Annotated in this window: 12 protein-coding genes; 5 read left to right on the top strand and 7 right to left on the bottom strand. The window is 33.1% G+C overall.

Translation table 11 applies throughout. The annotated features are described in order from the left end of the window. Positions 1-136: 136 nt before the first annotated feature. From CSW08_RS12865 to CSW08_RS12835, 7 genes are all read right to left on the bottom strand, one after another. Entirely contained in the window at positions 137-1060 is a 924-nt protein-coding gene (locus CSW08_RS12865) for an AraC family transcriptional regulator (RefSeq protein ID WP_157831480.1), read from the bottom strand. 48 nt (positions 1061-1108) lie between these two features. Continuing rightward, positions 1109-2335 carry an MFS transporter gene (locus tag CSW08_RS12860; protein ID WP_106660279.1) on the bottom strand — a complete coding sequence of 409 codons (1227 nt, stop codon included), beginning with the start codon at positions 2333-2335 and terminating at the stop codon, positions 1109-1111. A gap of 53 nt (positions 2336-2388) precedes the next feature. Beyond that, positions 2389-3147 carry a cyclase family protein gene (locus CSW08_RS12855; protein WP_106660278.1) on the bottom strand — a complete coding sequence of 253 codons (759 nt, stop codon included), beginning with the start codon at positions 3145-3147 and terminating at the stop codon, positions 2389-2391. A gap of 316 nt (positions 3148-3463) precedes the next feature. Continuing rightward, positions 3464-4117, bottom strand: coding sequence for a 3-oxoacid CoA-transferase subunit B (locus tag CSW08_RS12850; protein ID WP_106660277.1), 654 nt, complete (start codon positions 4115-4117; stop codon positions 3464-3466). A gap of 94 nt (positions 4118-4211) precedes the next feature. Continuing rightward, entirely contained in the window at positions 4212-4913 is a 702-nt protein-coding gene (locus CSW08_RS12845) for a CoA transferase subunit A (protein ID WP_106660276.1), read from the bottom strand. Continuing rightward, entirely contained in the window at positions 4894-6117 is a 1224-nt protein-coding gene (locus CSW08_RS12840) for a thiolase family protein (RefSeq protein WP_262496557.1), read from the bottom strand. Before CSW08_RS12840 ends, CSW08_RS12845 begins: the two co-directional genes overlap by 20 nt. A gap of 215 nt (positions 6118-6332) precedes the next feature. Next, a complete protein-coding gene (locus tag CSW08_RS12835) occupies positions 6333-7202 on the bottom strand; it encodes a helix-turn-helix domain-containing protein (RefSeq protein ID WP_106660275.1) in 870 nt (289 codons plus the stop codon). Between the two features lie 204 nt (positions 7203-7406). Between CSW08_RS12835 and pcaH the strand changes: the two genes are divergently transcribed. From pcaH to CSW08_RS12810, 5 genes are read left to right on the top strand one after another with little or no spacing between them, the layout of a single operon-like run. Further along, positions 7407-8114 carry a protocatechuate 3,4-dioxygenase subunit beta gene (gene pcaH / locus CSW08_RS12830; protein ID WP_106660274.1) on the top strand — a complete coding sequence of 236 codons (708 nt, stop codon included), beginning with the start codon at positions 7407-7409 and terminating at the stop codon, positions 8112-8114. A gap of 9 nt (positions 8115-8123) precedes the next feature. Further along, a complete protein-coding gene (gene pcaG / locus CSW08_RS12825) occupies positions 8124-8648 on the top strand; it encodes a protocatechuate 3,4-dioxygenase subunit alpha (protein WP_106660273.1) in 525 nt (174 codons plus the stop codon). 10 nt (positions 8649-8658) lie between these two features. Then, on the top strand, positions 8659-9972 hold the full coding sequence (gene pcaB / locus CSW08_RS12820; RefSeq protein WP_106660272.1) for a 3-carboxy-cis,cis-muconate cycloisomerase: 1314 nt from the start codon (positions 8659-8661) through the stop codon (positions 9970-9972). A gap of 1 nt (position 9973) precedes the next feature. Further along, complete coding sequence (pcaDC, locus tag CSW08_RS18395; RefSeq protein ID WP_106660271.1) at positions 9974-11098, top strand: bifunctional 3-oxoadipate enol-lactonase/4-carboxymuconolactone decarboxylase PcaDC; 1125 nt, start codon at positions 9974-9976, stop codon at positions 11096-11098. A 10-nt stretch (positions 11099-11108) separates the two neighbouring features. Beyond that, positions 11109-12302, top strand: coding sequence for a 4-hydroxybenzoate 3-monooxygenase (locus tag CSW08_RS12810; protein WP_203226891.1), 1194 nt, complete (start codon positions 11109-11111; stop codon positions 12300-12302). Positions 12303-12307: the final 5 nt, after the last annotated feature.

Genomic DNA, 12307 nt, shown 5'->3' with positions numbered 1-12307 from the left:
TGTTATTTGTTAAATGTGAAAAACTTCATAATTAAATCTGTTTTAGACTTAACTGTTGTTATTTAAACAAATTTAATTTTATTAAATCTGTAATTATATGCACATAAAATGAATAACTATGCTATTTTCACATAATTTAAAAATCTGCATTATTTCGAAATTCTCGAGGAGTAAAACCCGTTTTTGCTTTAAAGAAGCGGCTAAAATCGCTAGGGTTTTTATCAGCTAAAGCGAAGCCTATTTCACTTATGTTCATCTCAGATTGACGTAACAAAGATTTTGCTTCAATTAACTGCATATCGGTAAGTAATGTTAATGCGGTTTTTCCAATAGTTTTTTTCACACATAGGTTTAAATAATTCTGAGAAACACCCAATAAATCAGCATAATCAGCAACGAAATGCAAATCATAAATATGCTTCATCAACTCATTTTTGTAACGCTGTGTTAATATTGATGCTTTATTTTTTAGCTTTGGATATACCTCATTATCATAACTACCAAGCTTATAGAATAATGCCATCAAAATTGAAGATATAACTTTAAAATCATCAATACTTTCGTTTTGATATTCTACAATTAATTGCTCCATTAAATGAGTAATATACATCATTTCACTTTCTGGTATATTTATCAATGGATTCCCTAAATATTGAAGAAAAGAAAAATTTTTAAAACTTTCTTGTGGGAAAAGTTTATTATCGAATATCGTGTCATCAAAATGACAAAAGTAACCATCTAAATCATCGCTATTAAACTCTGTGGTTCTTATTTGAAAAGCGGGAATAAAGAAAACTGTATTTGGTTTTAACTCATATTGATTAAGACCTTTGGTTCGAACAGAATTCCCTTTGGTTACTAACATGAAATCTGTAACTCTTTTTCTATATGGGGGTCTTTTATGACTTACAAAGGGAGCGAAATCTTTAATTCTATTAATATGGAAACTTTTGAAATAGGTTCTTGATTTGCTTCTCAACCTTTCAGGAAATATAGCCAAAATTTCTTCAAGCTTTAAAAGCATTGAATCTTTATAATTATTTCCAAATTTGTTATCCACAATATATTTTTATAATATGATAAGTATTACTAATTTAAGAAATTTAATCTATAATGCACGGCGTAACCAAAAAAGAATTACAGCCACAAAACAGACCAAGCCTCCAGTTAATATGGGATACACAGAATCTAATCCCAACAGTAAACCACCAATTAAAGGTGGCAATACTTGCGCGAGAGAGGTTATTGATTGATTAAGTCCAAGAACTTCCCCTTGCTGATTTGGTTCGGCATTGTTAGACACCAAACCTGTTAAGTTAGGTGAGCTGATGCCAAAAGCCAACGCTATAAGTGCGTTCATTAGATAAATTTTCCAAGTTTCATCGCAAAATATGAGTAAAACTAAAAATAAACTTAAAAAAAGTAATGACCATTTTAGTACTTGTTTAGGTAAATACATTTTAGAAATAATTCTAACAATAAACGATTGTGCAATGACAAGAAAAATGCCTGTCCATAAAAATAGTGTTCCGATATCTTTAACGGAATAACCATATTTTCTGAAGAGGTGCACCGAATAGAATTGGGTAAAAAATGTAAAGCCAAGTGTTACCAAGAAAACAATGGCAAATACGTTTTTAAGATTACTCAAAAAAGCTATTTTTTTTAAATTGTTCACTCCTTGTAAAATAGAAATTTTCTTATTGGTACGAACCTTTAAGGTTTCAGGAAAAAAGAATCTAATTAAAATAATATTTATCAATGTTAAAATTGCTGTAAACCAAAAAGGCGTTGCATAGTTAAACCAACTAACAACACTTTTGTCTGCCAATACACCCCCCAAACCAGGCCCTATTATAAACCCTAATCCAAAAGCAGAACCAACTAGCCCAAAGTTTTTAATTTTTTCTTTTTCCGAACTTATATCGGCAATTGCAGAATAAATCACCGCTATATTCCCTCCCATAAAACCAGGAACCATTCGTGCTAAAAACAATAACCAAATTATGTTTTCCAATATAGCATAACCAAACAAGGTATAACCAATAAATGCGCCGGTTAATGCAATAGATAAAATAGGTTTGCGACCGTATCTATCAGATAAAGCTCCAAGTACCGGCGCTCCTATAAATTGCATGATGGAATAACATCCTATTAGCAATCCATAAAGCAAAGATCTCGTTCCTACTTGAAAACCAGAAAACATAGCGTGTTCTCCTTCAAACAAGGCAGGTATTACAGGTATTATAATAGTCACTCCTAACAAATCTAAAAAGACGGCTAGAAAAATGACGGCCAGAAATTTTGTTTGGCTAGACGATTTTTCATTTATCATTTATGCGATTTATTCCTGTTATATAATATCTATTAAATTCATAAAAATCGTTATTAATCAATTATGGCAACGGCTCTTGTCCAACCTCCGCTTGCTTGTTTTATTTTTGCTGGAAAGCAAGCTACTTTAAATCCAAAAGGAGGTAATTGATCTAAATTTGCTAATTTTTCTATTTGGCAGTATTCCTTTTCAATACCCACATAATGTGCTTCCCATATAATGCCTGGACGTGGCGATTTTTTAAACTTTTCTACTTGTATATGAAGTGGAATATCCCAACCCCAGCCATCTGTGCCCATTACCTTTATGCCCTGGTCAATAAGCCAATGGGTAGCCTTTGCTGATGCTCCTACATGGATTTTTACATAATCTTCATCATGTATTCTTTTATCTGCATCGCAACGAATAAGCACAATATCATATGGCTTTAAGTTATACTTTATAGCATTTAATTTTTCTATCAAATCCTCTGGTTCAAACATATAACCACTTGGCTTATCAGTGAAATCTAAAACAACACCATCTCGAAAAAACCAATCTAATGGCATTTCGTCAATGGTTCTAGAAGGTTTTCCATTGCATGTAGGGGCATAATGATAAGGTGCGTCAACATGAGTCCCACTATGAGTAGACAAACTTAACATTTCCCCAGCAAGACCTTTTCCATTCATAAAAATATCACCTTCAACGTCTTTGAATAATATTTTACCAACATTATCTGCACATTCTTCATGAGTTTCATATGAAATTTTTATTGGCAGTGGCTCTTTTATTTCATCAGAAATTGTTACCGAAAGATCTATTATTTTCATTGACTAAAATTTATTATTACTTCCTTTAAAAAATTTTAAACTCCATTTTATTTTAATAAAACTACTAACTACAAATTTCATGAAAAAAGAATCTCAAAAATTGTCTATTACATTGTATTTGTATGCAATTTCAATTCTTTTTTCAATAAAATAAACATATTATGTGATAAAAATGTTCATAAACTCTATATCTTAACTTTACTCACATTAATTAAATATTCAAGTTTTATTTAGAATTTGTGACTATTTTTAAAAAATAAATGACACAGGTTTCACTGAATAATATATGATATTGAAAAAAATAGTTTTTAATTTTTCAAAAGCTCATTTCTGGAATTTCTCCATCAATTATCAAAGTGCCTTCTGTTACTTTTTTAATATCTTCAACAGAAACCCCTGGAGCCCTTTCCAAAAGTTTAAATCCCAGCCTAGTTACTTCTAATACTGCTAAATTGGTCACTATTTTTTTTACACAACCAACACCCGTAAGTGGTAATAAGCAATTTTTAAGAAGTTTAGAATCTCCTGCTTTATTTGTATGCATCATGGCTACAATTATGTTTTCTGCACTTGCAACCAAATCCATAGCACCTCCCATACCTTTTACCATTTTACCAGGTATTTTCCAGTTAGCTATATCGCCATTTTCTGAAACTTCCATAGCTCCTAAAATTGTTAAGTTTACATGTTTTCCTCGAATCATTGAAAAACTTAATGCAGAATCGAAAAAACTAGCTCCAGGCAAGGTTGTAATGGTTTGTTTACCTGCATTAATAACATCGGCATCTTCGTCTCCCTCAAAGGGGAACGGTCCCATACCTAAAACACCATTTTCACTCTGAAACTCAACAGCTATACTTTTTGGAACATAATTAGCCACCAACGTTGGAATCCCGATACCTAGATTTACATAGTATCCATCTTTTAGTTCTTTTGCTAAGCGCTTGGCAATTCCTATTTTATCTAACATTTCTATGTCATTCCTGCTTAGGCAGGAATCTGTTTTAATTAAAACTTTTCTATTTTTATATTGAATTCTTGCTTTCGCAGGAATGACAACTAATTTAACTTCTCGATCTCACGGTTCGTTGTTCAATTCTTTTTTCGTAATTTTTTCCTTGGAAAATCCGCTGAATAAAAATTCCAGGAATATGAATTTGGTTAGGATCTAATGTGCCTAAAGGAACCAATTCTTCAACCTCAGCTACTGTAATTTTTGCTGCACCACACATATTTGGGTTAAAATTTCTGGCTGTTCCTTTAAAAATTAAATTTCCTGCCTCATCACCTTTCCATGCTTTTACAAATGCAAAATCTGCTTTAAAAGCATATTCCATCACATTCATCTTACCATCAAATTCACGCGTTTCTTTTCCTTCTGCTACTTCGGTTCCATAACCTGCTGGTGTAAATATTACTGGAAACCCAGCCTGTGCTGCTCTACAACGTTCTGCTAAAGTTCCTTGGGGAATCAATTCTACATCTAGTTCTCCTGAAAGCATTTGACGTTCAAACTCATCGTTTTCACCTACATAGGATGAAATCATTTTTTTTATTTGTTTTTTATGAAGCAATAAACCTAATCCGAAATCATCTACACCGGCATTATTCGAAATACAGGTTAAGTCTTTTACTCCCAATCTCACTAACTCAGATATAGCATTTTCTGGAATACCACAAAGCCCAAAACCACCAAGCATTAAGGTGTCACCATTCTTTAAATCGATCATAGCTTTTGCTACGTTCTCAACTTTTTTGTTCATAATTCAAATTTTCAATAATTATTGAGCTTGCTCCACCACCACCATTACAAATAGTCGCCAATCCATACTTACCATTATTACTCTGCAAAACATTCAATAGTGTGACTATAATTCTGCTTCCAGAACTTCCTAAAGGATGACCTATAGCTACTGCACCCCCAAAAACATTTACCTTTTCTGGATCTACATCTAACATTTGCATAAAAGCTATTGGCACTACAGAAAAAGCTTCATTAACTTCAAAAAAATCAATATCTCCGATTGTTAAGTTGGCTCTTTCTAGAACTTTTTGAGTTGCCAAAACTGGCGACGTCGTAAAAAACATTGGATCTTGCTCTGCTTCTGCATAAGCTATTATACGAGATAATGGCTTTAGATTCTTAGTATTAACAAATGCTTCACTGGCCAAAACTAAAGCACTTGCACCGTCACTCATTGGACTTGCATTAGCGGCTGTAACTGTTCCATTTGTTGAAAAAGCTGGCTTTAATTGACGCATTTTTTCAAAGTTTGCTTTTTTATAGGTTTCATCTTCATTAACCTCAATAGAGTCGCCTCTTCTTTGTGGAACAATAACTGAAGTGATTTCATTTGCGAAAAATCCATTTTGCCATGCGTTTGCCGCCTTTTTATAAGATTGCTCAGCAAAATTATCTTGGGTTTCTCTACTAATATTATATTTTTCAGCTGTTTTATCACCTGACACACCCATTGATGTATTATTATAGACATCGGTCAAACCATCTTTGGCTAGACCATCAACTAATAATGAATTGCCAAAGCCTAAACCAAATCGTGCATTAGGTAAATAATGTGGAACCTGACTCATGTTTTCCATACCACCTGCAACTCCAATTTCGCAATTACCAACATATATATCATTAAAAAGCATACTAACAGCTTTCATACCAGATGCACAAACTTTATTAACGGTTGTTGCACAAATATTTTCTGGTAAACCTGCATCCATAGAAGCTTGACGAGCAGGCGCTTGCCCTAAATTTGCGGAAAGTACGTTTCCAAATATTACTGTTTCAATATCGTCATTGATAGCCTTTGCTTTTTCAATTGCTGATTTAATAGCAATTGCCCCTAATTGGATTGCAGGAATTGTAGCCAATACTCCACCATGAGACCCCATCGGAGTTCTTGATCCTGATAGGATATAAATATTTTTTTTATCAATTATATTTAGTCTGTTTTTCAAATTATCAAAGACATTTATTCAAGCTATTTGTTACAATTACAACAACATGGAAACATGCTTTATGTAAATTATAAAACATAATTATATACTAAATAATAAAGCTCTTAATTATTAAATCATTCAAGATGAATTGCAAATTTGATAAAAGGATTTATTGAAAATTATCCACTTTTGAAATAAAACTATGCAATATCAATTTTTTAATAAAAAATTTTTTAAGATTTCCTAAACTCTCCAGGTGGAACTCCTACCAGCTTTTTAAATAATCTACTGAAATAAGCAGGGTCATTAAAATTTAAAAAATAAGCGATTTCGGATATAGAATATGATGTATTCAACAAATATTTCTTAGCTTCATTTATCATAAAACTCTGTACTACTTTTAAAGCAGACTCTCCAACTACAGCATGACAAACTCTATTTAAATGCATTTGTGTAATGCCCAACTTTAAAGCATACTCTTCGATAGTTAACGGACTACGCATGGACTGTTTAATCAATTTTTGGAATTGCTGAAAATACAACAATGTTCTATTAGAGGTTTGTAATTCTAGGTTATCGACTATTAACCCCTTTCGATATAATTCTAAAAAAAGTAATTGAAAATAAGATTTTAACGCTAGTTGCCTTTCTATAGCTTCATTTAAAATTTCATTGCTAATGTTTTTAACTAAATATAATAAGTTATTAAAATGAGTGGTTTCCTCAACAAAAAAAAACTGGTTGATTTTATTCAATTTCAAATACAATTGTGGATTTTCTTTTAAAACGTTTTCAATATAACTATCAGAAAAAGTCAACACATCACCTTCAACATTAGGGTCAAAAGAAAAGCCATGCATGATAGAAGCTGGTATTGTAATTACTGAAGGACTATTTATAGTGATTTTGTTTTTACCAGAAACCAGCGTGCCATTTCCAGATTTAATTATAAATATCTGGAACAACTCTGAATGCACATGTTGGTTAATCTCCCAAGAATAGATTTTACTCCTAAATTCTAAAGGTTCAAAATGTATAAATTCTGATAAATATGAAGACTGATTATCCCCATACAACCCTTTAAATTGCAAGATTGGCTTCATAAGATGTTAATATATTACAATTTAAATTTAAGTAAAATATACATTTATTAATGTATTTATCTTAAATTTAAGTGATTACATTACAAAATAACAAATTTAAAATAACACTGCACTATAAAATGTTAATTTTGTACAAGTTAAAAATTATTTTATCCAGTAAGATAATCTGTTATCAAGATATCTTTGTCTTATACTAAAAGAGACATGAGTAAACTAATCAATAATCATTTTGATATGGATATTCATCCGCCATATCAAGCTACTGAATATAAATCGACGATTCTTAGAGCATCCAGCAAACCTTTAGTAATTACTAAAAAAACATTATCTGAATTATCAGGTCCAGTTTTTAATGATTTTAAATTGGGAGTATTAGACCACGACTTAACAAAAAACGCCATTATAGATGGGGAGCCAATTGGTGAACGTATTGTAGTTCAAGGCAAAGTAACAAACGAATTAGGGCAACCTATCTCTAACACGTTGCTTGAGGTTTGGCAAGCAAATGCTGCCGGACGCTACGTCCATAAAGTAGACCAGCACAATGCGCCACTAGACCCCAATTTTTTAGGTACTGGAAGATGCATGACAGATACTCATGGAAATTATAAGTTTTACACCATAAAACCAGGTGCTTATCCTTGGGGAAATCACCAAAATGCATGGCGTCCCAACCATATCCATTTTTCACTTTTTGGAGGTGATATTTCGAGTAGGCTTATAACACAAATGTATTTTCCTGGAGACCCATTACTTGAATACGACCCAATTTATAATGCCATTCCAAAAAGAGGAAAGGAATTACTAATTTCTAGTTTCGACCTTTCTGTTACCGAACCAGATTTCGCATTGGGATATCGATTTGATATTGTGCTTAGAGGACATATAGCAACACCTTTTAAAAACAAATAAAATAGTATCGTGAATTTAAAACAACAAACTCCGTCACAAACCATAGGCCCTTACTTTGCGTATGGCCTTACCCCTATTCAATACGGATATAATTTCAGGAGTTGGGTAGACAATAAAATGTCTGAAGATGCCAATGCTATTAATATTTATGGAAAAGTTTATGATGGCGAAGGGCAAACTATAAATGATGCCATGATAGAATTATGGCAAAACGATGGTAAAAATCAATTATTTGGCAGATATGGCACGGGTACGGAGGAAAATAACCAATTTTCTTTTACTACTTTAAAACCTAATTCTGTTAACAAGCAAGCACCCTTTATAAATGTCATCATTTTTATGCGTGGACAGTTATTACATTCATACACTCGAATTTATTTTTCTGATGAAGATGTATTAAATGAAAAAGACAGCATACTTCAATCCGTTTCAAAAGAAAGAAGACAAACGCTAATTGCCAATAAAACAGAAAAAGGTTATGAATTTAATATTCATATGCAAGGACCAGACGAAACGGTCTTTTTTCAAATATAAAATACATCCAATGTCTATATACTCCGATACGTTTTACGCTAATGATATCAATCTGCTACTTTCAGAAAGAAGTGCCATTGCAGAAATGCTTAAAGTTGAAGCTGCTCTTGCAAATGCTCAGGCAGCATTAGGCATCATACCAGCAGACGCTGCCAAAATTATTTCAATAAGTTGTAACGTTGATTTTATAGATATAAACAAAATAAAATCTGATATAAAATTAGGCGGAAATGCTGCCATACCTTTAGTTAAAGAGCTTACAAAAGTTATTAAGACTTCTAATTTTGAGGCTTCAAAATATGTGCATTTTGGTGCTACCAGTCAGGATATTATTGATACCGCTTCCATACTTACCATCAAGAAAACTATTTCTTGGATGGAAGATAAGTTAAACACTTTAGAAACTGCTTTAATTACATTAACAAAAGAACACAAAAATACTATAATGGTTGGTCGTACCCTGCTTCAACAGGCACGCCCCATAACATTTGGTTTAAAAACAGCAGGTTGGTTAGAAAGCATTACACGATCTAGACTAAGATTACAAACTGTTAAAAATGATGTATTACAAATACAATTGGGTGGTGCCGTAGGAAGCGGAAACAACCATATTACTGAGGATGTTCAATCAAAATTCGCCAACAATTTAGGTTTGAGAAACGCCTTCCCCTGGCAATCACAAAGAGACGATTTAAATGAATTCTCTTGCATATTGGGCATATTAAGTGGGACTTTGGGGAAAATTGCGAAAGATATTTCTTTAATGATGCAAACAGAAGTTGCCGAAGTCTTTGAAGGTGCTCAAGAAGATAAAGGTGGTTCTAGCACCATGCCTCACAAACGAAATCCAGTAACATGTGCTCTCATTTTAAGCAATAGCACCCGCACGCCTGGACTTGTTTCAACCATGTTATCTGCAATGATTCAAGAACATGAACGTTCAGCAGGATATTGGCATGCCGAATGGGAAACACTTACACAATTAATAGGTTTAACCGCAGGTTCTTTGGAAAAAAGTATCGATTTAATCCAAAATCTTGAAGTTGACAGTAAGCGTATGCTTAAAAATATTGAAATAACAAACGGTCTTATTTATGCTGAAAAAGTGTCTTTTATATTATCTAAAACTATAGGTAAAATGCAAGCGCACGAGGCCATTAAAAAATCCTGCCAGCTATCGATTTCCAGTGGTAAGCACTTAAAAGAAATTATTTCAGAGGCTCATCCTGAAATCGAAAATATTGAGGAACTGTTTAAACCAGAAAATGTTATTGGAAACAGTATAGAATGGGTTGAGAAAATACTCAAATCATATAAGAACTAAAATGAAGACAAATTATAAAATTCAAGGTACACCGAACAGTCCGGTATTGGTGTTTTCTAACTCATTAGGTGCTGATATGAGTATGTGGGATGAATTAGTTCCCTACCTACTTCCCTATTTTCGAGTTTTACAGTATGATACACGAGGCCATGGCGGTAGTGAAGTAACAAAACACCCATACAATATTGCATTACTCGGACAAGATGTTATTGATTTATTAGATGCATTAGAGCTTGACAAAGTGTACTTCTGCGGTCTTTCTATGGGAGGCTTAATTGGTCAATGGTTAGGGATAAATCATCCTGAACGCCTATTAAAACTCATAATTAGCAATACGGACAGTAAAATTGGTGATGACCAACGCTGGAACGAGCGCATCCAAACCATATCAGAACATGGTATGAGCTCGATTATTGATAGCACTATTGAACGATGGTTTACAGATGACTTCAGAAAAACAAACATAAACACTGTTGGAAAAGTTAAGGCCAAGTTTATAGCAAACAACCCTTTAGGATACACCAACTGCTGTGCAGCTGTAAGAGATGCCGATTTTAGAGAGACCATTAAAAACATTTCAACAGAAACATTAATCATTACAGGTAATGAAGACACTGTTACTGATCCTATAGCTGCTCAAAAAATGACTTTAGAAATTGTAAATTCAAAAGTTGAAATAGTAAATGCTAGGCATCTAGCAAGTACAGAAGTTCCAAAAATATATTCAGAATTACTTATCAATTTTATAGTTGGTAAAGACGCATTTGACAGAGGTATGCATGTTAGACGAACCGTTTTAGGAGATGCCCATGTAGATAAATCCAACAATAATAAAAACGAATTTAATGGAGACTTTCAAGAATTCATTTCCAACTATGCTTGGGGAGAAATCTGGACGCGACCAGGATTATCTAAACATAACAGAAGTTTAATTACGCTTGCTATGCTCATTCCTTTGAATAGAAAACCTGAATTTAAAATGCACATTAAAGCGGCTTTTAATAATGGTGTTACAAAAAACGAAATTATGGAAGTTATTATGCAATCAGGTATTTATTGCGGACTTCCAGCTGCAAACGAAGCTATTCACACGGCAGAAGAAGTATTTAATGAATTAGGAAAATAATATCCAAAAAATGAAAACAATAAAAACTCAAGTAGGCATTATTGGAGCTGGCCCTGCCGGATTAGTTTTAGCACATTGGCTTAAAAAACATGGCATCTCATCTGTTATATTAGAACTGCGTTCCAGAGAATACGTAGAAGCAAGAGTAAGAGCAGGATTATTAGAACAAAATACTGTCGATATAATTAAATCACTTGGTTTAAGTAGTCGTCTTGAAAAAGAAGGTATTGAACATGATGGCGTGTATTTAAGTTTTGACGAAGAACGTATACATGTTCCTTTTTCTGAACTTACAAGTGGAAGAAAAATAACTATTTACGGACAACAAGAAGTTGTTAAAGACCTTACAGATGCTTGGTTGGATCAAGGCGAACAACTTTACTTTGAAACTGGAGCTAAAGAAATAGTCGATTTTGATACAGATAGTCCAAAAATTCACTTTGAAAAAAATGGTGAAGCAGGTATTCTAGAATGCGATTTTGTTGCTGCTTGCGATGGTTTTCATGGTATTGGCAGAAAAACAATGCCAAAAGACAGTTATAAATCTTATGACATTACATATCCATTTAGTTGGTTAGGTATTCTAGCAAATGTAGCACCATCTACAGACGAATTAATTTATGCCCATCATAAAAATGGATTTGCATTACACAGCCTGCGTTCTGAAACCGTTAGCCGTTTGTACTTGCAAGTTGATAATGATGAAAACTTAGAAGATTGGCCTGATGAGCGCATTTGGAAAGAACTTTCAACACGCTTAGCGACTAAAGGATGGAAACTAAAATCTGGTCCTATTTTCGATAAAAGCATAACTCCCATGCGCAGTCACATGATTGACAATTTACGCTCAGGAAATTTGTTTTTAGCAGGTGATGCTGGTCATATTGTGCCTCCAACAGGTGGAAAAGGATTAAATTTAGCTGTTGCAGATGTTAAACACTTGGTAGATGGATTTGTAGGTTTTTACAAAAACAATTCTACCGAATTTCTTGATAACTATACTGAACAAGCCTTGAAAAGAATTTGGAGAGCACAAGATTTTTCAAACTTTATGACAACGCTTTTTCATAAACAAGATGAACACGGATCGTATACTTACAGATTACAAAAAGCAAAAATAGATTATATAAAAATGTCAAAAGCCTATAAAACAACCATTGCCGAGAATTATGTAGGACTGCCTTTTGAATCGTTTGAATCATAACATTA

The organism is Confluentibacter flavum (genome assembly GCF_002843175.1).
In the GTDB taxonomy this organism is placed as follows: Bacteria; Bacteroidota; Bacteroidia; order Flavobacteriales; family Flavobacteriaceae; genus Confluentibacter; species Confluentibacter flavum.
Note: the sequence above shows the minus strand (reverse complement) of the source record. Positions and strands in the feature narration are given on the sequence as shown.

What these genes read in the sequence shown, in the direction of transcription:
- pcaH (WP_106660274.1), top strand. Translation starts at nt 7,407, where the DNA reads ATGAGTAAACTAATCAATAATCATTTTGATATGGATATTCATCCGCCA.
- CSW08_RS12855 (WP_106660278.1), bottom strand. Translation starts at nt 3,147, where the DNA reads ATGAAAATAATAGATCTTTCGGTAACAATTTCTGATGAAATAAAAGAG.
- pcaDC (WP_106660271.1), top strand. Translation starts at nt 9,974, where the DNA reads ATGAAGACAAATTATAAAATTCAAGGTACACCGAACAGTCCGGTATTG.
- CSW08_RS12835 (WP_106660275.1), bottom strand. Translation starts at nt 7,202, where the DNA reads ATGAAGCCAATCTTGCAATTTAAAGGGTTGTATGGGGATAATCAGTCT.
- CSW08_RS12810 (WP_203226891.1), top strand. Translation starts at nt 11,109, where the DNA reads ATGAAAACAATAAAAACTCAAGTAGGCATTATTGGAGCTGGCCCTGCC.
- CSW08_RS12860 (WP_106660279.1), bottom strand. Translation starts at nt 2,335, where the DNA reads ATGATAAATGAAAAATCGTCTAGCCAAACAAAATTTCTGGCCGTCATT.
- CSW08_RS12850 (WP_106660277.1), bottom strand. Translation starts at nt 4,117, where the DNA reads ATGTTAGATAAAATAGGAATTGCCAAGCGCTTAGCAAAAGAACTAAAA.
- pcaB (WP_106660272.1), top strand. Translation starts at nt 8,659, where the DNA reads ATGTCTATATACTCCGATACGTTTTACGCTAATGATATCAATCTGCTA.